Below are 24,042 nucleotides of genomic sequence, written 5' to 3' on the forward strand. Positions count from 1 at the left end.
GTAAATTACGCCAGTTGCATTGCCAGTTTGATCGATACGGCCATGCTCTCAGATTTTGCTTTTCCCGTCCAGGCGATATCAAATGCCGTACCGTGATCGGCTGAGGTACGAATAAACGGCAAACCTGCTGTGATATTTACCCCATCATAAAAACCAAGCAACTTAAGCGGGATATGACCCTGATCGTGATACATCGCCACCACCATGTCGTACTGGCCTTCATAAGCCTGCAAAAACACAGTATCCGGCGGGCACGGTCCGTATACATTCATCCCCTTCGCTTTCATATTCTCAATCGCAGGCCCGACAATGCGGATTTCCTCATCACCAAACAGGCCATTCTCACCGGCATGTGGATTCACCCCCGCGACGGCAATACGCGGATGCGCAAAACCGACGCGCTTCAGGAAGGTATCGGCAATGCCAATCACCGTTTCAACACGTTGCCCATTGAGCGTATCGAGAAATTTGCGCAAAGCAATATGCGTGGAAACATGGATGACTTTCAGCTTGTCGGTGTAGAGCACCATGGCGTAATCACGACTTTCCGTCAACGTTGCCAGTAGTTCCGTATGTCCGGGATAATTGTGTCCGCCAAGATGTAATGCTTCTTTATTCAACGGCGCGGTCGCAATGGCGTTCACATCGCCCTTCATCGCCAGTTCCGTCGCCCGTTTTACACAGCGATAGGCCAGATCGCCTGCCTGCGCCTGCACTGTTCCCGGGACCAGTTCGTCGGGTTGCGCCAACGGTTCATCAATCACATGAATCGTACCCGGTTCGAATCGGGCATCAGCAACCTTTTCGATTGCGCGGAATGTCACCCCTTCAGCCAGCCCCTGGGCCTGTAATCGCTGCAGAGTTTGCAGGCACCCAACCACCACCAGCGGGGCGCCATTAAGGTCATCTTCACGCAGTGCTTTAACAATAATTTCCGGACCAATCCCCGCCGGATCTCCCATCGTAATCGCAATAGTTTTAGTTACCACGGTACATCTCCTCAATAAAATAAAGCGCATCACAAAGGGTCGTGTCGGAACCGAATCCACCCGCTTTGGTGATCACTGGCAAGTCATCAATCTCGCTGTTCACAAATGTTCCACACGGAATACAGGGGGCAACCTCACTTTGAATGCGATACCCTTCTGCCCCCAGCGCACTGGCGACCGCCGTAGCAATATCGCCTCCGGTCAGGAACAAACCGCCGATACGCGCCCGTTCAATAATCCGCAATGTTATCTCTCCAAGCCGCCGACTCAGCAGCTCTCCCAACTGTTGCCGGCTCATCCCCAGGTTGGCGCACAGCGAGTCGATCATATTCCGGTCTTCTGCACGCCGACTGGTGCGCAAGATCGTGTGCTGTTGCTGGCTCAACTGCGCGCAAGCCTGTTCAACAACAGAGGCCATTTCCTGCTCAAATGACGATGCAGACAATCGCGCGGCATCGATTTCAACCACCGTTGCCCGGCCCTGGCACAACGCTTTTTCCACCTGACGTCGCGTTGCTTCGCTCATTGAGCCCGCCACGACCAGCACCGGTAATGCCTGCTTTTCTTGCATAAACGTTCCGGCAGGTAAGGCATTGGCAAGCCCTGCCGCCCCAACCAATAACGGCATCTGTTTTTGTTCGCAGACTGCGTGCGCGATTAGCGACAGATCTCGCTCTTCCACTGCATCCACAACCACCATGCATTCGCCTTCTGTCGCAAAAGCGCGAAGCAGCGCACTTAAGCTTCCCCGACGCACATCCGATAGCGACACCTCATGTACCGGGATATCGCTTTGCAACGCGATCAGCTCAGCAATACGAGAAGAGTGAATGGGCGTTTTTGGATCGCTGGCAAATTCCGTCTCTAACAGCGGCACGCCATGTACCAGACATAATCCATCCTGCGTGGTACGCCCGGCAGCAGGGATCGCTGCCGCAATCACGGCCAGCGTCCGACCAGCAGCACGCATCGCTGAGGTGACTTCGGCCCCGACATTGCCCCGGAAAGTAGAGTCGATTTTTTTGTATACCAGCGGTGTTACTTCTTCTTCACACCATGGCGCTAACGCCTGTTGTACAGCTGCAGCGGCCTGCATTGCAGGCATCGCCCGACTTTCGGTGTTGATGACCAGAACATCGGCGCGACGAGAGGGTTTCTGCGCAGGTGTGAGCATGACCTCCGTACGTGCGCCTTTTTTCGCCAACTGTACGCCGGTATCGTTAGACCCCGTAAAATCATCGGCGATAACGATCATTTTCATGCTTTGTTCTCCTGAACTGCCTGGCGCGCCTGCTTTTTCGCCACCCACGACGTAAGAATTGGCGTCAGAATAGCGGTCGTGATGACTGATGCTGCGATCAACGGCGCAGCCGCAGCAGCAACCTCTGCCAGCGATGGATCGGCTTGTGCTATCGCCAACGGCGTCGCTACCGCGTTCCCTGCAGTACTGGATGCAGCAGCGCCAGCAATACCACTCCCTCCGACGAGACGGTCGGCGCGAATGTTAAAGAAGCCGCCAACAAAGGTGGTCAGCACCCCCAACAGAATGCCCGCCAGACCGCCCTGCAGCAGCATTTCCAGGTTAATACCGGCCCCAAGCGCAAAGGCAAAGAAAGGAATGAGCAACGGACCGCCTTTGGTCAGGAAGTCACGCATATTGGCATCGAGGTTACCGAGGATCATACCTACCACCAGCGGTACCAAAACCGCCACCAGCGCCATGATAGGAATATTTGCCATACCCGCCGCGCCCAACGCGATCATGGTAAAGAAAGGCCCATCATTCAGCGACAAGATAGAGATCGCACCGACATCACGTTCGTTGCCAAACTCCCCCACCAGCGCCGCATAAAGCCCGCCATTGGAGTTACTCATTGCCGCAATAATGGCGACACCGCTTAAGCCAAAGATACCTTCCGCGCCAAACAGATGTTCAACCCCGAGACCAATCGCGATGGCGACAAGTAATTTTGTCAGCGTAATCGTACCGCCTTGTAACAAAGCTTGTGGCGCCGCCTTTACGCTAATCCCTGCGCCCATGCAGAGCAGGAACGCGCCAATTAGAGGAGCTGCGCCATTTTTAAATAAAGCAGTGGTGAATCCACCAATCTGCAACGCCTGCGGGGCAAAAGTGTTGATAATGGCACCGATAACCAACGGCACAACCATCATGCCGCCGGGTACACGTTCTATTGCCTTCTTGATGTTCATGGTCTTCCCGCCTGTTGTTATGTTGTGATTAAATAAAATCATAACGATTATATTCAATCAAAATAAAAGCGAAAACGCGGCAGATCACAGTTTAATAATGATCAATAAAAATCAAATAATCATTTTTGTGAAAAAAAAAGCCGGGTTCGTCTCACCCGGCTTGATTGATATCTGAAATTTCTCAGGATTGATGGACAAATTCACGGTACGCCGCGACCACTTGCAGAAAATCCTCTACGCCGCAGAGCGAAAAGCTCTCTTCGTCGTAGTAGCTCATCCCCTCTTCCATTTCATCGCCTGAGAACTCAAGCTGATTGGCGCGAATCATCACCTCTTCGCCATCCAGCCAGAGCGTGTATTCATGCCCTGCTCGCTGCCAGGAGCGCTCACTGCCCTTAACCGCACGCGCCGCCTGTTCCACTTCATCAAGTAAGGCCAGGTTCTCTTTCACTTCTTCATTAAACCAGTGCCCCACCACCTCGTGGCCCATGGACATACGCACTTTTACCACTCCGGTAATATCGCGCAGAAATTCGTAATCCATAATGTCTTCCTCTGCTCCCGGCAATGCGCCAATACCGCATTGCGCCTTGCTGTAATTATCGCAGCAGCGCGGCAGAAAAAAAGCGTAGCGGGTATAAGGAATAGAAATAAAAATGCCCGGAGAAGCAGACTTCTCCGGGCATTGATGCGTTTTTACACAAAACGCGTTAGCGCATTAGACTGCGGTCTGGAAAATCACGCCGTCCGCTTTCTCGGTGTACTGAGAAAGCTGGTCGAAGTTCAGATAACGGTAGGTATCCACCGCCGTCTTATCCACCTGCGCCACATAGGTCTGATACTCTTCCGCGGTAGGCAGTTTGCCAATCAGCGCCGCAACCGCCGCCAGCTCAGCAGAAGCCAGATAGACGTTTGCCCCGGTACCTAAACGGTTCGGGAAGTTACGGGTAGAGGTCGATACCACCGTTGCGCCGTCAGCCACACGCGCCTGGTTACCCATACACAGGGAACAGCCAGGGATCTCAATACGCGCGCCGCTCTTACCAAACACGCTGTAGTAGCCTTCTTCAGTCAGCTGCGCCGCGTCCATACGGGTCGGCGGAGCCACCCACAGGCGCGTCGGCAGTTGGCCTTTGTGCGCATCCAGCAGCTTACCAGCGGCGCGGAAGTGGCCGATGTTGGTCATGCAGGAACCGATGAACACTTCGTCGATCTTCTCGCCCTGCACGTCGGACAGCAAACGCGCGTCGTCCGGATCGTTCGGCGCACACAGGATCGGCTCTTTGATATCCGCCAGATCGATGTCGATCACCGCCGCGTATTCCGCGTCAGCATCGGCTTCCAGCAACTGCGGATCCGCCAGCCATTTTTCCATGCCCTGCACGCGACGTTCCAGCGTACGACGATCGCCGTAGCCTTCTGCAATCATCCACTTCAGCAGCACGATGTTGGAGGTCAGGTACTCGATAATCGGTTCTTTGTTCAGCTTGATGGTACAACCGGCAGCGGAACGCTCGGCGGACGCGTCGGTCAGTTCAAACGCCTGCTCGACTTTCAGATCCGGCAGACCTTCAATTTCCAGGATGCGGCCAGAGAAGATGTTTTTCTTCCCTTTCTTCTCCACGGTCAGCAGGCCCTGTTTAATTGCATACAGCGGGATGGCGTGTACCAGATCGCGCAGAGTGATGCCTGGTTGCATTTTGCCTTTGAAGCGCACCAGAACGGATTCCGGCATATCCAGCGGCATCACGCCGGTCGCGGCAGCAAACGCCACCAGACCAGAGCCCGCCGGGAAGGAAATACCAATCGGGAAACGGGTATGGGAGTCACCGCCAGTACCGACGGTATCCGGCAGCAGCATGCGGTTCAGCCAGGAGTGGATCACGCCGTCGCCCGGACGCAGCGACACACCGCCGCGGTTCATGATGAAGTCTGGCAGCGTGTGGTGCGTGTTCACGTCTACCGGCTTCGGATACGCCGCAGTGTGGCAGAAGGACTGCATCACCAGGTCAGAAGAGAAGCCCAGACACGCCAGGTCTTTTAGTTCATCACGGGTCATCGGGCCAGTGGTATCCTGGGAACCCACGGAAGTCATCTTCGGTTCGCAGTACGCGCCCGGACGGATACCTTTCACACCGCAGGCGCGGCCAACCATTTTCTGCGCCAGAGAGAAGCCGCGACTGCTTTCCGCCACGTCTTTCGCCTGACGGAAAACGTCTGAGTGCGGCAGACCCAGCGCTTCACGCGCTTTGGTGGTCAGGCCACGACCGATAATCAGCGGGATACGGCCGCCGGCGCGGACTTCGTCGATCAGCACGTCGGTTTTCAGTTCAAATGTCGCCAGCAGCTCACCGGTTTCGTGGTTGCGCACTTCACCGCTGTAAGGGTAAACGTCAATCACGTCGCCCATGTTCATGGTCGACACATCGACTTCAATCGGCAGCGCGCCCGCATCTTCCATGGTGTTGAAGAAGATAGGCGCAATTTTGCCGCCGAGGCACAGACCGCCGCCGCGCTTGTTCGGCACATGCGGGATATCATCGCCCATGAACCACAGTACGGAGTTGGTCGCCGATTTACGGGAGGAACCGGTGCCGACAACATCACCGACGTAGGCCAGCGGGTAGCCTTTTTTCTGTAATGCTTCGATTTGTTTGATCGGGCCAACGACGCCCGGCTGATCCGGGTCAATGCCTTCACGGGCGTTTTTCAGCATCGCCAGGGCGTGCAGAGGAATATCCGGGCGGGACCAGGCATCCGGGGCCGGTGAGAGGTCATCGGTGTTGGTTTCACCCGTCACTTTAAAGACGGTAACGGTGATTTTTTCAGCAAGCTGAGGACGGTTCAGGAACCATTCGGCATCAGCCCAGGACTGCATTACCTGCTTCGCATATTCGTTGCCCGCTTTGGCTTTTTCTTCTACATCGTAGAAGTTATCGAACATCAGCAGCGTTGAAGAGAGCGCTTTGGCAGCAATCGGCGCCAGTTTTGCGTCGTCCAGCGCATCGATCAGCGGATGAATGTTGTAACCACCCTGCATGGTGCCCAGCAGTTCAATGGCTTTTTCTGGCGTGACCAGTGGGGAGGTGGTGTCGCCTTTCGCGACAGCAGCGAGAAAACCGGCTTTAACATATGCGGCTTCATCTACGCCAGGAGGAACGCGGTTGATCAACAGGTCTAACAGGAATTCTTCTTCGCCCACAGGCGGGGTCTTCAGCAGCTCGACAAGTGCGGCCATTTGGGTTGCGTCTAAAGGTTTGGGCACAATCCCCTGGGCAGCACGCTCAGCTACGTGCTTACGGTATTCTTCTAGCACGACGATATCTCCTCGCTCTCATTGTCATAATGCGGCGCTTTTGTTGATGGGCGATTCTCTTCACGCTCCTGTGAGACAGTAGTTAGTAGGGTAAATGCCCGGTACCGCATAAGGCACAATAACAGGATTTTCTTTAAGTGTTAATCTGTTTACAAAAAAGCAACATAAAAAATTGGCTGAATCGTTAAGAATGGTGTAGCGGCGAGGCGGGACGCATTTCAGAGGGATAAAGGGCGCCTTAAAGCGGTTGATTTTCAAGCGTGACATGCTGAATTTTCCAGCGTTTTTTTAGCCATCAGATATAATTGTGTAATAAATACTCACACTCTTTTTCCGGACCTGCCGGCTGAATCCCCAATAAAAGTCAAAACTGTCAAACACGGGTGCATGATACTCGCGGCAACAGGAACGCCTCACGGCACAGCGCTTGTCTCGTTGGAGTCATTTTATGAAGTTGCCATTAAAGCCACATCTGCTTGTTCTTCTGTGCAGTGCCGGGTTGTTTGCCGCCTCTGGCGTGATGTTCGTTAAAAGTCGCGTAACGGAACCCGCTGCGCCGGCCCCCGTCACACAACAACCTTCAACGCCGGCTCCAGCTCCCGTAGCGGCCCCTGCTCCCGTTGAGCAACCTGCGCCTGCTGCCGCGCCGACATACTCGGCTGCGCAAATCGATCAGTGGGTGGCACCTATCGCGCTCTATCCGGATTCACTGCTGTCACAAATTTTGATGGCCTCAACCTATCCGGCTAACGTCATCCAGGCTGCGCAGTGGTCAAAAGATAATCCCAAAATGCAGGGCGATGCCGCCATTCAGGCCGTTGCTGGTCAACCCTGGGATCCCAGCGTGAAATCGCTGGTTGCCTTTCCACAGTTGATGTCACTGATGGGTGAAAATCCGCCGTGGGTACAAAGCCTGGGTGACGCTTTCCTCGCGCAACCGAAAGACGTCATGGACTCCGTACAACGCCTGCGCGCACTGGCGCAACAAACCGGGGCGTTGCAATCGACACCGCAACAGACCGTCACTACTGTGACAAAAGCGGCACCGGCTAAAACCGTCACCAGCGAGTCAACAACCAGTTCTACTACCACGACCGCCACGACAAGCCCAACGATTATCAAAATTGAATCCGCCGATCCACAGGTGGTGTACGTCCCCACCTATAACCCGAACACGGTTTACGGCACCTGGCCCAATACCGCCTATCCGCCAACCTATCTGCCGCCAACGCCCGGCGAGCAGTTTGGCAACAGCTTCGTGAACGGTTTAGGCTTCAGCCTCGGTGTCGCCACAACCTATGCCATCTTCAGCAACATCGACTGGGATGATGACGATGACTGGGACCACCATCATCACGATGACTGGGATAACCATGGCGGGTATAACCGCAACGGCGATAACAACATCAATATCAACGTTGATAACTTCAATAAAATCAGCGGACAACGGCTAACGGACGCCAACCGTAACTGGCAGCACAACCCGGCCTATCGCGAGGGTGTGCCGTACCCTAATAGCCAGCTCAATAACCGCTTTCACTCCACTAATACGGCAACGGGCTTAAGCTCAACCCAGCAAAGACCGGTCAACCGTGATAGCCAGCGTCAGGCAGCCCTGAGCCAGATGGAAAAATCAACGGGGAAAACATTCCCGCAAACGGCGCGTACGGGCACGAGAGACGCCCAGCGTCAGGCATCCAGTCAACAACTGAAGCAAATTTCTCAGCGTAATAACTACCGCGGTTACGATACCAAACCGCAAACGGCGCAACGGGCAAACACTCAGCAGCGTGAAAATCGCCAGGCTGCCGCCCAGCGCCAGGAGAAACGGATCACGCAACCGGCGCAGCAACGCAATATACAGCAACATAATTTTCAACAACGGACTAGCCAGCCGCGCGCCAATGCGCTGAGCGGCAATGACAGTCGCTCTGCCAGCTGGCAGGCGCAGCAGCAGCGAGGGGCCCAAAGCAGGCAGTTCGCCCGCAACCAGCCATCTCGCCAGCTATCCGGCGGTCGTGCTGAACACCGTGAATTCCGTCATCGTTAAGGGAACCGACATGAAAAATAAACTACTCAGTGGAATGGTGTTGTTCATGGTTTCGGCCACCGCGATGGCGCAGCAATCCTTCAGCACGCCAGACCAGGCCACCGATGCGCTGGCAAACGCTATTAGTGAGCAAAATGAAAGTGCGATGAACAACCTGCTCGGGGAAAACTGGCGCGAGTTTCTGCCGCCGGAAGGCGTCGATCCTGATGCGGTTGATCGCTTCCTGCGCGACTGGAAGGTTCGCCATAACACTGTTGTCGACGGTAATACCGCGCATCTGGTGGTCGGGGACAGCGACTGGCAACTGCCGATCCCGGTGGTTAAAACCACCTCTGGCTGGCAATTTGATATTAAGGAAGCGGCCGAAGAGATCCTGACCCGAGAGATTGGGCGCAACGAACTCGCTGCCATCGAGGCGTTACATGCCTACGTCGATGCTCAGCAAAGCTACTTTGCGATGAACCAGACGTACGCACAAAAGATTGTCAGCTCTGAAGGGAAAAAAGATGGTCTGTACTGGCCAGTTTCACCCGGTGAAGCGCCAAGCCCGCTTGGACCAGCCTTCAGTCCGCAGGAACCCGGTACAGGCTATCACGGTTATCATTTCCGTATTCTTCCCGACAAAACCAGCGGTTTTGCGATGGTTGCCTGGCCCGTTAGCTACGATCATACTGGCGTGATGAGCTTTATGGTTAACGGTGATGACAAGGTCTATCAGGCGGATCTTGGTGAGGAGTCGCAGCAAAAAGCACAGGCGTTAACCGCCTACCACCTGGATAAAACCTGGCAGCCTGTCGCGCCCTGAATCCCCAGAGTCGAAGGATGAGTTGCCGGGTAAGCGTAGCCCCCGGCAACTCGCAACAAATTACAGGATGTTAGCAACAGATTTCGCCAGTTGCGCTTCCAGAACCGGCTTCGCTTCTTCGAACTTCAGGTTTACCTTATTCGCATTTGAAACAACACGAGTCTGGTATTTTGCGCGATCGCCTTGCGCAGTGCTGGTTTGCAGTTTGATGCCGGACGTCCCCTGACGCAGCGCGGCAACGTTATCTGTTGTCACTTTCGCTTTGCTGCGCTCGGAGATTTGCAGGTCAGTGACCATGGTGTAGTTTACGTCTTCCACCATCGCATCAGCAGCCATACCGATCAGTCCCGCTGCCAGGCCAACGCCCAGCGCCGCGCCGGAGGAGTTACTGTTATAGGCGGTAATCCCCGCGCCTAAAGCTGCCCCCATCGCCGCCCCTTCATAACCGGTCTTCAGGAAGCCCTGAGCTTCGCGCAGATCCATTTTGTCCGCTTTCAGTACGTTCGCCTGCACCCAGTAGTAAGCGTTATCCGGCGAACTGGTCACTTTATAGCCCTTAGCCGACAGGTCATTTGCCAGCAGGGTTTGCAGATTGCTCATGTCTTTATCGGAAGTGTTTTTCACCTGAATGTAGACGGTCTTCTCGCTGGAAGGCTCCAGCCAGATGGTCTCACTCATCTGCGTTTTCACTTCAAGATTACGTTTTTTAACGGCGGTGGTCATGGCGCCACACCCGGTCAGGGTCATCGTCGCGACAACCATGCCAACAACCGCGATTTTTTTTAAAGACATGTTTTTTCCTTTTTTCGTGTAATAAAGAGTCCAGAGCCTCTTAAGCGCGCGGCCGGTAGCCACACAATGGCGAAAAAAGTATCGGCAGTTGCGCAATTTTTTTTAGCGGAAATATCAATAAGATGACTACCAGAACTGGTAGTTTGGGATTGGCGTCATTGCCCAGACGCTCACGTCAGCGAAGATGTGTCTGACGTGAGCGGGAGAGTTAATTCTGATGCGGCATTAATTCAGGATAACCTTTAAACGCTGGCTTCGTGCTGGTAAGTGCTACTTCGTCAGCCCGAATGCTGCCAGAGTTTGTTGCCCATACACCTTCCTGTGTCTGGCTAATCTGCTGATGCTGCGCATTCAAATTTTGTCCCATTGCCGCAATATGCGTGCTTTCGGTACCACCGCTGTTGGTAGCCCATGGGATGACGGCATCCTGCGCCAGCGCCATGCCGGAAATAAACACGGTAGTCATTACTGCTGCTTTGAAAAAACGTTTCATCATTTCCCCTCTCAATTTGTTATCACGCTATTAGTTTAGAGGGTTATTAGTTTCATCTAATGACAAGATAAGGTGATTTATTTCTTGTGAAACAGGGTGTTGATTTGGAATGCCGATTTCATGCGGTTGGGGCGTATCGTGCAGTACGGGAAAAAACATTTTCTGGCAATTCGGCTATTCACCTTAATTTTTGCCAAATTTTGACACTATTTTGTAACAAACACATAAAAAAAGCGGCCATTCAGCCGCTTTTTATCATTTTGGAAAAATTACTTTTTCTTCGCTTTCGGGTTCGGCAGGTCGGTGATGCTACCTTCGAACACTTCGGCAGCCAGACCGACGGACTCGTGCAGCGTCGGGTGCGCGTGGATGGTCAGCGCGATGTCTTCAGCGTCACAACCCATTTCGATCGCCAGACCGATTTCACCCAGCAGCTCGCCGCCGTTGGTACCGACAATCGCCCCACCGATCACACGGTGAGATTCTTTGTCGAAAATCAGTTTGGTCATACCGTCTGCGCAGTCAGAAGCGATAGCACGGCCCGAAGCAGCCCACGGGAAGGTGGCGGTTTCGTAGCTGATGCCTTTTTCTTTCGCTTCTTTCTCAGTCAGGCCAACCCATGCAACTTCTGGTTCAGTGTACGCGATGGATGGGATAACTTTCGGATCGAAGTAGTGTTTCTTACCGGCGATAACTTCAGCGGCAACGTGACCTTCGTGAACACCTTTATGCGCCAGCATCGGCTGACCGACGATATCGCCGATAGCAAAGATGTGCGGCACGTTGGTGCGCAGCTGTTTGTCAACGCGGATGAAGCCACGGTCGTCAACTTCCACGCCAGCTTTGCCCGCATCGAGGTTTTTGCCGTTCGGTACACGACCGATAGCCACCAGCACGGCATCGTAACGCTGTGCTTCAGCAGGCGCTTTTTTGCCTTCCATGGAAACGTAGATACCGTCTTCTTTCGCTTCAACGGCGGTCACTTTGGTTTCCAGCATCAGGTTGAATTTCTTGCTGATGCGCTTGGTGAAGACTTTAACCACGTCTTTATCGGCAGCCGGGATAACCTGATCGAACATTTCAACTACGTCGATCTCTGAACCCAGCGCATGGTACACGGTACCCATTTCCAGACCGATGATACCGCCGCCCATAACCAGCAGGCGCTTAGGAACCGTTTTCAGTTCCAGCGCGTCAGTGGAGTCCCACACGCGCGGATCTTCATGCGGAATGAACGGCAGTTCGATCGGACGGGAACCCGCCGCGATGATCGCGTTGTCGAAGTTGATCACGGTTTTGCCGTTTTCGCCTTCAACTTCCAGGGTGTTCGCCCCGGTAAACTTACCCAGACCGTTAACCACTTTCACTTTACGGCCTTTAGCCATACCAGCCAGACCGCCGGTCAGTTGAGTGATAACTTTTTCTTTCCAGGTACGAATCTTGTCGATATCGGTTTTCGGCTCGCCAAAAACGATACCGTGTTCAGCCAACGCTTTGGCTTCTTCGATGACTTTAGCTACGTGCAGCAGCGCTTTAGAAGGGATACAGCCGACGTTCAGACAAACACCGCCGAGGGTGCTGTAACGTTCTACGATGACGGTCTCCAGACCTAAATCTGCGCAACGGAAGGCAGCAGAGTAACCTGCAGGGCCTGCCCCAAGTACCACGACCTGAGTTTTGATTTCAGTGCTCATCATGACCTCTTAATTTATACCCGTCGTCCACCGGGTCGTTCTATCCGCCCGTATTTTACAAAATTGTTAACAATTTTGAAACAACAAACGGCAACCGATTTGTCTTTCGCACAATAACCTCACTGACTTCATGAGATTACCAGAAAAAAGCCGGCCGTCGGGCCGGCTTTTTCGCTTACATCACCAGGCGGCGAATGTCAGACAGCATGTTGTTGATGATGGTGATAAAGCGCGCACCATCCGCACCGTCGATTACGCGGTGGTCAAAGGAGAGCGAAATCGGCATCATCAGACGCGGCATAAACTCTTTACCGTTCCACACTGGCTCCATTGCGGACTTGGAGACACCGAGGATCGCCACTTCCGGCGCGTTAACAATCGGCGCGAAGTGGGTAGTACCCAGGCCACCGATGCTGGAGATGGTGAAGCAACCGCCCTGCATTTCGCCAGCAGTCAGCTTGCCATCACGCGCTTTCTTGGAGATGGTGGTCAGTTCGCGAGACAGCTCGGTAATGCTCTTCTTGTTCACGTCTTTGAAGACCGGAACAACCAGACCATTCGGCGTATCAACCGCAACACCGATGTTGATGTATTTCTTCAGGGTCAGACGCTGACCATCTTCGGACAGAGAGCTGTTGAAGCGCGGCATCTGTTCCAGAGCGGCGGCAACGGCTTTCATGATGAAGACCACTGGGGTGAATTTCACGTCCAGTTTACGTTTTTCAGCTTCGGCGTTCTGCTGTTTACGGAACGCTTCCAGATCGGTGATATCGGTCTTATCAAAGTGCGTAACGTGCGGGATCATCACCCAGTTACGGCTCAGGTTCGCCCCAGAAATTTTCTGGATACGGCCCAGTTCCACTTCTTCGATTTCACCAAACTTGCTGAAGTCCACTTTCGGCCAGGGCAGCATGCCCGGGATACCGCCGCCAGCAGATGCTGCCGGTGCAGACTCGGCGCGTTTAACCGCGTCTTTCACGTAAGCCTGAACGTCTTCACGCAGGATACGACCTTTACGACCGGTACCTTTCACTTTCGCCAGGTTCACACCAAACTCGCGCGCCAGGCGACGAATCAGCGGAGTCGCGTGGACGTAAGCGTCGTTTTCAGCGAAGTCAGATTTACCTTCCGCTTTTGCAGCTGGAGCTGCTGGCTTCTCAGCTTTCGCCGCCGGAGCCGGAGCCGCCGCTTCTTGTTTAGCCAGAGCGGCCGCAGGCGCTGCGCCTTCAACTTCGAAGACCATAATCAGAGAACCGGTTTTCACTTTGTCGCCGGTGCTGATTTTGATTTCTTTCACGGTGCCCGCGAACGGCGCCGGAACTTCCATTGACGCTTTGTCGCCTTCAACGGTGATCAGTGATTGTTCAGCGGCAATTTTATCGCCCACTTTAACCATCACTTCAGTGACTTCAACTTCATCACCACCGATGTCCGGCACGTTAACTTCTTTCGAGCCAGAGGCTGCCGGAGCCGGAGCTGCTGCTGGAGCCGCTTCAGCTTTCGCCGGGGCAGCCGCACCAGCTTCGCCTGCTACTTCAAAGATCATAATCAGGGAGCCGGTAGACACTTTGTCGCCAGTGCTGATTTTGATCTCTTTCACGGTGCCTGCGAACGGCGCCGGAACTTCCATAGAGGCTTTGTCGCCTTCTACGGTGATCAGAGACTGCTCAGCCGCAACGGTGTCGCCCACTTTAACCATCACTTCGGTCACTTCGACTTCGTCGCCGCCGATGTCCGGTACGTGTACTTCTTTCGCCGCTGCCGCAGCAGGTGCTGCTGCCGGAGCCGCTTCTTTCTTCTCTTCTGCCGGAGCAGGTGCAGCAGCTGCTGCACCGTCGGCGGAATCGAAAATCATGATCAGTTTGCCGGTCTCAGTTTTATCGCCAACAGAGACTTTGATCTCTTTAACGATACCAGCCTGAGGAGACGGAACTTCCATAGAGGCTTTGTCGCCTTCTACGGTGATCAGCGACTGTTCAGCTTCAACTTTGTCGCCCACTTTGACCAGGATCTCGGTGATTTCAACTTCATCAGCCCCGATGTCCGGTACATTGATTTCGATAGCCATTATTCTTTTACCTCTTACGCCAGACGCGGGTTAACTTTATCTGCATCGATGTTGAATTTGGTGATTGCGTCAGCAACCACTTTCTTATCGATTTCGCCACGTTTAGCCAGTTCGCCCAGGGCCGCTACAACCACGTAGGAAGCATCAACTTCGAAGTGGTGACGCAGGTTTTCACGGCTGTCAGAGCGACCGAAGCCGTCAGTACCCAGTACGCGGTAATCATCAGCCGGTACATAAGTACGAACCTGTTCGGCAAACAGTTTCATATAGTCAGTAGATGCTACTGCCGGTGCGTCGTTCATTACCTGAGCGATGTACGGAACGCGCGGCGTTTCCATCGGGTGCAGCATGTTCCAGCGCTCACAATCCTGGCCATCACGCGCCAGTTCAGTGAAGGAGGTTACGCTGTACACGTCAGAACCCACACCGTAGTCGTTCGCCAGGATCTGGGCAGCTTCACGCACGTGACGCAGGATAGAACCGGAGCCCAGCAGCTGAACTTTACCTTTCTTACCTTCGAGGGTTTCGAGTTTGTAGATACCTTTACGGATACCTTCCTCGGCGCCTGCTGGCATTGCCGGCATGTGGTAGTTTTCGTTCAGGGTGGTGATGTAGTAGTAAACGTTCTCTTGTTTCTCACCGTACATACGCTCCAGACCATCGTGCATGATGACCGCAACTTCGTACGCGTAAGACGGATCGTAAGAGATACAGTTCGGGATAGTCAGAGACTGAATATGGCTGTGACCATCTTCGTGCTGCAGACCTTCGCCGTTCAGCGTAGTACGACCGGAAGTACCACCAATCAGGAAGCCGCGAGCCTGCTGGTCGCCTGCCTGCCAGCACAGGTCGCCGATACGCTGGAACCCGAACATGGAGTAGTAGATGTAGAACGGAATCATCGGCAGATCGTTGGTGCTGTAAGAAGTCGCAGCAGCCAGCCAGGATGCGCCGGCACCCAGTTCGTTGATACCTTCCTGCAGGATCTGACCTTTCTCGTCTTCTTTATAGTAAGCAACCTGCTCACGGTCCTGCGGGGTGTACTGCTGGCCGTTCGGGCTGTAGATACCGATCTGACGGAACAGACCTTCCATACCGAAAGTACGCGCTTCGTCAGCGATGATCGGAACCAGACGATCTTTGATCGACTTGTTCTTCAGCATCACGTTCAGGGCACGAACGAACGCGATAGTGGTGGAGATTTCTTTGTTCTGCTCTTCCAGCAGCGCACCGAAGTCTTCCAGAGCCGGCAGTTCCAGCTTCTCGGTGAAGTTCGGCTGACGAGCAGGCAGGTAGCCGTGCAGTTTCTGACGCTGGGCGTGCAGATAAGTGTGCTCTTCAGAACCTTCCGGGAAGGTGATGTAAGACAGGTTTTCAACCTGCTCATCGGTCACTGGAACGTTGAAACGGTCGCGGATATAACGCACGCCGTCCATGTTCATTTTCTTAACCTGGTGAGCGATGTTTTTACCTTCGGCGGTGTCACCCATGCCGTAACCTTTAATGGTATGGGCGAGGATTACAGTTGCTTTGCCTTTGGTTTCCTGCGCTTTTTTCAGTGCAGCGTAGACTTTCTTCGGATCGTGACCACCACGGTTCAGAGCCCAAATCTGCTCATCGGTCCAGTCAGCAACCAGGGCTGCGGTTTCCGGGTATTTACCGAAGAAGTGCTCACGTACGTATGCGCCATCTTTGGATTTGAAGGTCTGGTAGTCGCCGTCAACGGTTTCGTTCATCAGTTGGATCAGTTTACCGCTGGTGTCTTTACGCAGCAGCTCATCCCAACGACCGCCCCACATGACTTTGATAACGTTCCAGCCAGCACCTGCAAAGATGCCTTCCAGTTCGTTAACAATCTTGCCGTTACCGGTGACCGGGCCGTCAAGACGCTGCAGGTTACAGTTGATAACAAAGACCAGGTTGTCCAGTTTTTCACGGGTCGCGATAGTGATCGCACCTTTAGATTCTGGCTCATCCATCTCGCCGTCGCCGAGGAAGGCGTAAACGGTTTGTTTAGAGGTATCTTTCAGGCCACGGTGTTCCAGATATTTCAGGAATTTAGCCTGGTAGATAGCACCGATTGGGCCCAGACCCATAGAAACGGTCGGGAACTGCCAGAATTCCGGCATCAGTTTCGGGTGCGGGTAGGAAGACAGACCTTTGCCGTGAACTTCCTGGCGGAAGTTGTTCATCTGCTCTTCGGTCAGACGACCTTCCAGGAATGCGCGTGCGTAGATACCCGGAGAGATGTGACCCTGGAAGTATACCAGGTCGCCGCCATCCTGCTCGTTGCGTGCACGGAAGAAATGGTTGAAGCAAACATCATATACCGTTGCGGAGGACTGGAAGGATGCCATGTGGCCACCCAGCTCAAGGTCCTTTTTAGACGCGCGCAGTACGGTCATGATGGCGTTCCAGCGGATAGCAGAACGGATACGACGTTCCAGATCCAGATTACCCGGGTATTCCGGCTCATCTTCAACGGCAATAGTGTTGACATAATTGCTGGCCCCTGCACCTGCCGCTACTTTCACGCCGCCTTTGCGCGCTTCTGAAAGCAGTTGGTCGATCAGATACTGAGCACGCTCAACACCTTCTTCACGGATGACCGATTCGATCGCCTGTAGCCAGTCGCGAGTTTCGATCGGATCCACGTCATTTGGGAAACGTTCTGACATGGGGGTATTCCTTATCTATCTAATACGTTGAGTTATCTGGAACCTGTCCCATTACGTTCTCGCCAGAGAGCGTAATAAGACAGGTTCTGCGTTTAGTTGCCGCGCTTTTAGTTCGCGCTTGATTTACAACATCTTCTGGTTAACGTTCTGCCAGAAAAATCACTAATTCTTTCGTTGCTCCAGACGGCGTAAGGCGCGTTCTCGACGGCTTTCCTCACGGCTTCTGTCCAGTAAAATCTCTTCGATAAACGCCAGGTGACGGTGAGACGCTTCACGCGCCTCTTCAGGCTTCCCGGCGATGATTGCTTCAAAGATACGAGTACGATGACTGCTTACCAGCGGCAGCATCTCGCGACGCGCATACAGCAATTCGAAGTTTTGCCGAACGTTCTGGGCCAGCATCGGCTCCATACACCTTAGCAGATGGAGCAGCACCACATTGTGTGCGGCTTCAGTGACAGCAATTTGATACTGGAGTACCGCATCGGATTCGCCGTCCAGATCGCCGGACTGTTGCGCAAGCTCGATCGCATGGTGGAGTTCACGGATACGCGTTTTGTCTTCATCCGTGCTGCGTAATGCAGCGTAATAGGCTGCAATACCTTCCAGCGCATGGCGCGTCTCAAGCAGGTCAAACTGGGATTCAGGATGGTCAGAGAGCAGCTCTACCAGTGGGTCGCTAAAGCTTTGCCACAGGCTGCTCTGTACAAAAGTGCCGCCGCCCTGACGACGAAGCAGTAACCCCTTCGCTTCAAGGCGTTGGATCGCCTCGCGTAAGGAGGGGCGGGAGACGTCGAACTGTTTTGCCAGCTCGCGTTCCGGTGGGAGTTTTTCTCCGGGGCGAAGTGTCCCCTCAAGAATTAAAAACTCCAGCTGCTGCTCAATCACATCGGAGAGTTTTGGTTGGCGGATTTTGCTGTAGGCCATGATTTCCTGTCTTAAGCCATTTGCCCGGAGTCAATTGGTCTTACCAATTTCATGTTCTTGACGCTAAAGTAACAAAGTATTCACCTTCTGTCCATACAGGTTTTGATTGAAATCAGTAAAGGAGGCATATTTTAACAACATTACAGAAATAACGTTTCAAACATGTAACTATGCACAAATGTTAAATTTACCCACCACGGGGTAGATTTAACCTAATTTAAACGAAAAAATATATTATCTGAACCGATTCACCCACTTAATTATCGAGTTAATAAGCAAAATTTATGAATAAAAATTCATAATGGAAATTTTGTGGTAGTTAAACTCGCATTTACAAATGGTTTCTTTTTATTCAACTCGTCAACACCCTCGCATAAAGCAGGTGCATTCGCGCCCGCATAACATTATTCTGTTAAAGACAAAAGTATTTAGGCAACATTTCCTTATTGGCATCTGTAAACAAATTAATACAACAAACGGAATTGCAAACTTACACACGCATTGCTGCGTAGTTCAAAAAATAAGTACTCGAAATTATGAAGAGTAAAACCACACACGAGGTTTAATGATGGAAAGTCAACCGCATGGCGATCAGCTCAAGCGCGGCCTTAAAAACCGCCATATACAGCTAATCGCGCTGGGTGGCGCGATTGGTACCGGGTTATTCCTCGGTAGCGCATCCGTTATCCAGTCTGCAGGACCGGGGATTATCCTGGGTTACGCTATTGCCGGCTTTATCGCCTTTTTGATCATGCGCCAGCTCGGTGAAATGGTGGTTGAAGAGCCGGTTGCAGGCTCCTTTAGCCACTTTGCCTATAAATACTGGGGCGGTTTCGCGGGTTTCTCTTCCGGCTGGAACTATTGGGTACTGTACGTTTTGGTTGCCATGGCAGAGCTAACTGCCGTAGGTAAATACATTCAGTTCTGGTATCCGGAGATCCCAACCTGGGTTTCTGCGGCGGCCTTCTTCGTGCTGATCAACGCCATCAACCTGACCAACGTGAAGGTGTTTGGCGAGATGGAGTTCTGGTTTGCCATTATTAAAGTCATCGCCGTAGTCGCCATGATCCTGTTCGGCGGCTGGCTGCTGTTTAGCGGCAACGGCGGCCCACAGGCCACCGTCAGCAACTTGTGGAGCCAGGGGGGATTCCTGCCGCACGGCTTCACCGGTCTGGTGATGATGATGGCGATTATCATGTTCTCCTTTGGTGGGTTGGAACTGGTCGGCATCACCGCGGCAGAAGCCGATAACCCGGAGCAAAGCATTCCCAAAGCGACTAACCAGGTTATCTACCGTATCCTGATTTTCTATGTCGGTTCGCTGGCGGTTCTGCTTTCCCTGATGCCGTGGACGCGCGTCACCGCTGATACCAGCCCGTTTGTCCTTATTTTCCACGAGCTGGGCGACACCTTTGTTGCCAATGCGCTGAACATCGTGGTGTTGACCGCCGCCCTTTCTGTCTATAACAGCTGCGTATACTGCAACAGTCGTATGCTGTTCGGTCTGGCGCAGCAGGGTAATGCGCCGAAAGCGCTGATGAACGTCGACAAGCGCGGCGTACCGGTGAACACTATTCTTGTCTCCGCGCTGGTAACGGCTCTGTGCGTGCTGATCAACTATCTGGCGCCGGAATCCGCCTTTGGCCTGCTGATGGCATTGGTGGTTTCCGCCCTGGTGATCAACTGGGCGATGATCAGCCTGGCGCACATGAAGTTCCGCAAAGCCAAACAGCAGCAGGGCGTAACCACTCGCTTCCCGGCGCTGTTCTACCCGCTGGGTAACTGGGTATGCCTGCTGTTCATGGCCGCAGTGCTGGTGATTATGCTGATGACGCCGGGCATGGCGATCTCGGTGTACTTAATCCCGGTATGGATTGGTATTCTTGGCATCGGCTATCTGTGCAAGCAGAAAACGGCCCGCGCGGTTAAAGCGCATTAAACCTCCCTCCCCCACCTGGACCAGGTGGGGGTTGTTACCTGCCTCACACTTTCCCACTCACGACTGTTTCGTCCATATCAGCGGCGTTATCCTGCAACGTAAAAATACCGGTACCAGACAATAATTCTCTCCATATCTCATTAATGGAGTGCAGTTGATGGAAACCAGTAAGCTCACGGTGAAAGAAAAGATCGGCTATGGAATGGGCGACGCCGGATGCAACATCATCTTTGGCGCCATCATGTTGTTTGTTAACTATTTTTACACCGATATTTTTGGTCTTGCGCCTGCCCTGGTCGGCGTATTACTGCTCTCAGTACGCGTTATCGATGCCGTTACCGACCCTATAATGGGCGCGATGGCCGACCGCACACGCAGTAAATATGGTCGATTTCGTCCATGGCTTTTGTGGATGGCTTTCCCTTACGCATTATTCAGCGTGCTTATGTTTACCACCCCTGAGTGGACGTATAACAGCAAGGTTATCTATGCCTTCGTCACCTACTTCCTGCTCTCTATTACCTATACGGCGATCAACATTCCCTACTGCTCGCTCGGCAGCATTATCACCAACGATCCCAAGGAACGCGTCGCCTGCCAGTCATATCGCTTTGTATTGGTAGGAATCGCAACCCTGCTGCTCTCCCTTACCCTGCTGCCGATGGCCGACTGGTTTGGCGGGGAAGACAAAGCTAAAGGGTATCAGATGGCGATGGCGGTACTCGCCTTCATCGGCATGTGTATGTTCCTGTTTTGCTTTGCATCAGTCCGTGAACGCGTTCGCCCCGCCGTGCAGACTAACGACGATTTAAAAGCCGACCTGAAAGACGTGTGGAAGAACGACCAGTGGGTAAAAATCCTGCTGTTAACCCTGTGCAACGTCTGCCCGGGCTTTATTCGCATGGCCGCCACCATGTACTACGTTACGTGGGTTATGCAACAAAGCACGCAGTTCGCCACGTTGTTTATCAGCCTCGGCGTCATCGGCATGATGATCGGCAGCATGCTGGCGAAGGTATTAACCGATCGCTGGTGCAAACTGAAGGTGTTCTTCTGGACCAACATCATCCTGGCGATTTTCTCCGCTGCATTTTATTTCTTCGACCCGAAAGCCACCATGATGATTATGGTGCTCTACTTCCTGCTCAACGTCCTGCATCAGATCCCTTCCCCGCTGCACTGGTCGTTGATGGCGGATGTCGATGACTACGGCGAGTGGAAAACCGGTAAGCGCATCACCGGGATCAGTTTCTCCGGTAACCTGTTTTTCCTCAAGCTGGGCCTGGCAATTGCCGGGGCGATGGTAGGCTTCCTGCTCTCCTGGTACGGCTACGACGCAGGGGCGAAAGCGCAAAGCGACTCCGCCATTAACGGTATTATGCTGCTGTTCACCATCATACCTGGCGTAGGTTATCTGATTACCGCAGGCGTGGTTCGCCTGCTAAAAGTTGATCGCGAGTTTATGCAGCAAATCCAGACCGATCTGGAAAAACGCCGTACCAACTACCGTGAACTCAATGAATACCACGATATAAAAACGACTGAACCCGTAAGGAAAGCCTAATGAAACAGTGGCCAAATCCCTTTATCGAACAACGCGCCGATCCGTTTATCTTACGCGACGGTAGCCACTACTATTTCATTGCGTCAGTGCCAGAATATGACCGACTGGAGATTCGTCGGGCCGACTCTCTGGAGGGATTGCGCTCCGCCACTCCCGTTGTCGTCTGGCGTAAGCCGGAAAGTGGTCCTATGAGCCAACTCATCTGGGCGCCGGAACTTCATCATCTGGCAGGCAAGTGGTACATCTATTTTGCCGCTACCCATACTCAGGCGCTTGATAAGCTGGGGATGTTCCAGCACCGCATGTTTGCCTTGGAGTGCGCAGACGCCGATCCGTTGACCGGCAAGTGGACAGAGAAAGGCCAGATTAAAACGCAGTTTGATACCTTCGCCCTGGACGCCACCACCTTTAATCATCAGGGGAAACAGTGGTATTTGTGGGCACAGAAATCGCCAGATATCGCCGGAAATTCCAATATTTATCTCGCAGAGCTGGAAAACCCATGGACGATTAAAGGCGAGCCGGTCATGCTCAGCCATCCTGAGTATGACTGGGAATGCCGGGGTTTCTGGGTCAACGAGGGTCCGGCAGTCATGGTACATGGCGACAAGCTGTTTATCAGCTATTCGGCCAGCGCCACCGATGAGAATTACTGTATGGGGTTACTGTGGATTGGCCTCAACGACGATCCGCTCACCCCGCAGAACTGGCATAAATCACCGCGCCCGGTCTTTACCACCAGCTATGAAAATCGCCAGTATGGACCGGGACACAACAGTTTTACGCAAACGCCGGATGGTGAAGATGTACTGGTGTACCACGCGAGAAATTACACCGAGATTGAAGGCGATCCGTTGTACGATCCAAACCGCCATACACGTCTGAAACTGGTGCGCTGGGACGAAAACGGGATGCCCGATTTTGGCATCCCGCCTGCTGATACGATCTAAGCCGTTGCACTGCCCGGTGGCGCTAATGCTTACCGGGCCTACACGTTTTCCATTCCAGGCCGGATAAGCGTTAGCGCCATCCGGCACAACGCTACACTAATGTGCCATAAATGGTGAGCAACGCGATAATCACCACCACCACAAAAGAGGTCTTCTTCGCCATTGAAACAGCCGCTTTTGGCGTTTCGACTTTATCAGTATGCGGTTCACGCGCCAGAGAGAACTGCGCCAGACGCGTTAACACCTGATATTGCGAAGTATGCAGATCCGCCAGTGAGGCAAACCAGGCCGGCAACGCTTTCTCGCCGTGTCCCAGCAACGCATAGACTACGCCAGCCAAACGAACCGGGATCCAGTCCAGCACATGCAGGATCGCATCAATACCCGATTGCAGACGCTGATGCGGCGTCTGATAGCGCGCCAGCCAGGACTGCCAGGCGCGTAAAAAGGCATAACCAACCAGCGTCACCGGTCCCCAAGGACCACCAACAATCAACCAGAATAACGGCGCCAGATAAAAGCGGAAGTTGTTCCATAACAACGCGTTCTGCAGCTCGCGCAAGAACTCGCGCTCATCGCAATCCGGCGGAACCCCATGTATAAGCGTCAGCTCGCTGGCCATCGCCTCACGAGCATGTGTGTCATCGCGAGCGGCCGCCTGCAAATAGGCATGATAGTGGAGACGCGCCTTGCCTGCGCCGATGCACAGCAAGCCAATTAAGATCCATGCCACCAGCAACGGAACGTTAAACAGCAGCCCATGAACCGCGCGCAGCAGCAGGAATGTCAGCCCCATTGCAATCAGGGTCATGCCCACCGTACGCATCATCGAGAAGTGCTTAATTCTGCGGAAAAAAGCTTCCACCCGATGATCAAGCTGCCAGTGCTCACCCAGCTTAAACAGGCGTTCAACAATCAACACCAGTAATGTTGTAAACAACGTCATGTCATCTCCTTGTGCGACGAGGGGGTGACCAGGGCGCGAAATTTTGCCCAGTCAAAAGACGGCCCGGGATCGGTCTTACGTTCGGGGGCAATATTACAGTGTCCAGTCATATTGTTGGCAATGGCCGGATAACGCGTAATCAGTGCATTCGTCACGGCGGCCAGTTGCTTATACTGTGCATCGGTATAGGCCAGCGTATCCGTTCCTTCCAGCTCAATACCAATTGAAAAATCATTACAGCGCTCACGCCCCTGATAATTTGACACGCCCGCATGCCAGGCGCGTTTATCAAAAGGGACGTACTGCACAATCTCACCATCACGGCGGATCAAACAATGCGCTGAGACGCGCAAATGGGCGATCTCAGCAAAAAAAGGATGGGCCTTGGGATCAATCGTGCCGGTAAATAACGCGTCTATCCACGGGCCGCCAAACTCGCCGGGCGGCAGACTGATATTATGCACCACCAGTAGAGAAGGGGTTTCGTCATCCGGGCGGCAATCGTAATGAGGAGAGGGAACGCGTCGCGCCTCTGCCAGCCAGCCCTCGTCTAACAACATGCAGAATCTCCTTATTGGTGGTGCTCATACCAGGTTCAGGGTAGCATGTTTCTACCTTAT

Annotated in this window: 18 protein-coding genes; 5 read left to right on the forward strand and 13 right to left on the reverse strand. The window is 53.3% G+C overall.

What is annotated here, in order from left to right:
* Nucleotides 1-5: 5 nt before the first annotated feature.
* The 5 genes from OOJ59_RS08475 to acnB all read right to left on the reverse strand — a co-directional run bounded on the left by OOJ59_RS08475 (nucleotide 6) and on the right by acnB (nucleotide 6,516).
* Nucleotides 6-989 (reverse strand): D-threonate 4-phosphate dehydrogenase, encoded by a 984-nt coding sequence (locus OOJ59_RS08475; RefSeq protein ID WP_160955687.1) that lies wholly within the window; start codon nucleotides 987-989, stop codon nucleotides 6-8.
* Nucleotides 979-2,250, reverse strand: coding sequence for a D-threonate kinase (dtnK, locus tag OOJ59_RS08480; RefSeq protein WP_069324041.1), 1,272 nt, complete (start codon nucleotides 2,248-2,250; stop codon nucleotides 979-981). Before dtnK ends, OOJ59_RS08475 begins: the two co-directional genes overlap by 11 nt.
* Nucleotides 2,247-3,200 carry a 2-keto-3-deoxygluconate permease 1 gene (locus tag OOJ59_RS08485; RefSeq protein ID WP_038637287.1) on the reverse strand — a complete coding sequence of 318 codons (954 nt, stop codon included), beginning with the start codon at nucleotides 3,198-3,200 and terminating at the stop codon, nucleotides 2,247-2,249. The genes dtnK and OOJ59_RS08485 overlap by 4 nt, the downstream gene beginning before the upstream one ends.
* Before the next feature lie 181 nt (nucleotides 3,201-3,381).
* A complete protein-coding gene (gene yacL, locus OOJ59_RS08490; protein ID WP_038637284.1) occupies nucleotides 3,382-3,744 on the reverse strand; it encodes a protein YacL in 363 nt (120 codons plus the stop codon).
* Nucleotides 3,745-3,918: 174 nt separating this feature from the next.
* Nucleotides 3,919-6,516 carry a bifunctional aconitate hydratase 2/2-methylisocitrate dehydratase gene (acnB, locus tag OOJ59_RS08495; protein ID WP_160955686.1) on the reverse strand — a complete coding sequence of 866 codons (2,598 nt, stop codon included), beginning with the start codon at nucleotides 6,514-6,516 and terminating at the stop codon, nucleotides 3,919-3,921.
* Nucleotides 6,517-6,964: 448 nt separating this feature from the next.
* On the opposite strand from acnB, the gene OOJ59_RS08500 reads away from it, so the two are divergent.
* On the forward strand, nucleotides 6,965-8,566 hold the full coding sequence (locus OOJ59_RS08500; RefSeq protein WP_160955685.1) for a DUF3300 domain-containing protein: 1,602 nt from the start codon (nucleotides 6,965-6,967) through the stop codon (nucleotides 8,564-8,566).
* Between the two features lie 10 nt (nucleotides 8,567-8,576).
* Nucleotides 8,577-9,371, forward strand: a complete 795-nt coding sequence (locus tag OOJ59_RS08505) for a DUF2950 family protein (RefSeq protein WP_085048301.1) — start codon at nucleotides 8,577-8,579, stop codon at nucleotides 9,369-9,371.
* 60 nt (nucleotides 9,372-9,431) lie between these two features.
* Here the strand turns inward: OOJ59_RS08505 and traT are convergent, their stop codons facing one another.
* The 6 genes from traT to pdhR form a co-directional block, all read right to left on the reverse strand.
* Nucleotides 9,432-10,163 carry a conjugal transfer complement resistance protein TraT gene (gene traT, locus OOJ59_RS08510; RefSeq protein ID WP_038637274.1) on the reverse strand — a complete coding sequence of 244 codons (732 nt, stop codon included), beginning with the start codon at nucleotides 10,161-10,163 and terminating at the stop codon, nucleotides 9,432-9,434.
* 208 nt (nucleotides 10,164-10,371) lie between these two features.
* Nucleotides 10,372-10,656 (reverse strand): hypothetical protein, encoded by a 285-nt coding sequence (locus tag OOJ59_RS08515; protein WP_137351405.1) that lies wholly within the window; start codon nucleotides 10,654-10,656, stop codon nucleotides 10,372-10,374.
* A gap of 269 nt (nucleotides 10,657-10,925) precedes the next feature.
* Nucleotides 10,926-12,350, reverse strand: a complete 1,425-nt coding sequence (lpdA, locus tag OOJ59_RS08520) for a dihydrolipoyl dehydrogenase (protein WP_003018686.1) — start codon at nucleotides 12,348-12,350, stop codon at nucleotides 10,926-10,928.
* A 175-nt stretch (nucleotides 12,351-12,525) separates the two neighbouring features.
* Nucleotides 12,526-14,418 carry a pyruvate dehydrogenase complex dihydrolipoyllysine-residue acetyltransferase gene (gene aceF / locus OOJ59_RS08525; protein ID WP_160955684.1) on the reverse strand — a complete coding sequence of 631 codons (1,893 nt, stop codon included), beginning with the start codon at nucleotides 14,416-14,418 and terminating at the stop codon, nucleotides 12,526-12,528.
* Nucleotides 14,419-14,432: 14 nt separating this feature from the next.
* Nucleotides 14,433-17,096 (reverse strand): pyruvate dehydrogenase (acetyl-transferring), homodimeric type, encoded by a 2,664-nt coding sequence (aceE, locus tag OOJ59_RS08530; protein WP_038637266.1) that lies wholly within the window; start codon nucleotides 17,094-17,096, stop codon nucleotides 14,433-14,435.
* Between the two features lie 162 nt (nucleotides 17,097-17,258).
* Nucleotides 17,259-18,023 carry a pyruvate dehydrogenase complex transcriptional repressor PdhR gene (gene pdhR, locus OOJ59_RS08535; RefSeq protein ID WP_003018699.1) on the reverse strand — a complete coding sequence of 255 codons (765 nt, stop codon included), beginning with the start codon at nucleotides 18,021-18,023 and terminating at the stop codon, nucleotides 17,259-17,261.
* Nucleotides 18,024-18,588: 565 nt separating this feature from the next.
* Here pdhR and aroP point away from each other — a divergent pair.
* The 3 genes from aroP (at nucleotide 18,589) to OOJ59_RS08550 (ending at nucleotide 22,476) form a co-directional block, all read left to right on the forward strand.
* Nucleotides 18,589-19,962: an aromatic amino acid transporter AroP gene (gene aroP / locus OOJ59_RS08540; RefSeq protein WP_087857667.1), complete on the forward strand. Its 1,374-nt coding sequence runs from the start codon at nucleotides 18,589-18,591 to the stop codon at nucleotides 19,960-19,962.
* 157 nt (nucleotides 19,963-20,119) lie between these two features.
* Nucleotides 20,120-21,526: a glycoside-pentoside-hexuronide (GPH):cation symporter gene (locus OOJ59_RS08545; protein WP_160955683.1), complete on the forward strand. Its 1,407-nt coding sequence runs from the start codon at nucleotides 20,120-20,122 to the stop codon at nucleotides 21,524-21,526.
* Nucleotides 21,526-22,476, forward strand: a complete 951-nt coding sequence (locus OOJ59_RS08550) for a glycoside hydrolase family 43 protein (RefSeq protein WP_069324047.1) — start codon at nucleotides 21,526-21,528, stop codon at nucleotides 22,474-22,476. The genes OOJ59_RS08545 and OOJ59_RS08550 overlap by 1 nt, the downstream gene beginning before the upstream one ends.
* Nucleotides 22,477-22,567: 91 nt before the next feature.
* On the opposite strand, the gene ampE is transcribed toward OOJ59_RS08550, so the two are convergent.
* Nucleotides 22,568-23,422 carry a beta-lactamase regulator AmpE gene (gene ampE / locus OOJ59_RS08555; protein WP_087857666.1) on the reverse strand — a complete coding sequence of 285 codons (855 nt, stop codon included), beginning with the start codon at nucleotides 23,420-23,422 and terminating at the stop codon, nucleotides 22,568-22,570.
* A complete protein-coding gene (ampD, locus tag OOJ59_RS08560; protein WP_038637254.1) occupies nucleotides 23,419-23,982 on the reverse strand; it encodes a 1,6-anhydro-N-acetylmuramyl-L-alanine amidase AmpD in 564 nt (187 codons plus the stop codon). Before ampD ends, ampE begins: the two co-directional genes overlap by 4 nt.
* Between the last annotated feature and the right edge of the window lie 60 nt (nucleotides 23,983-24,042).

The organism is Citrobacter sp. W9 (assembly GCF_026719375.1).
Classification (GTDB): domain Bacteria; phylum Pseudomonadota; class Gammaproteobacteria; order Enterobacterales; family Enterobacteriaceae; genus Citrobacter; species Citrobacter werkmanii.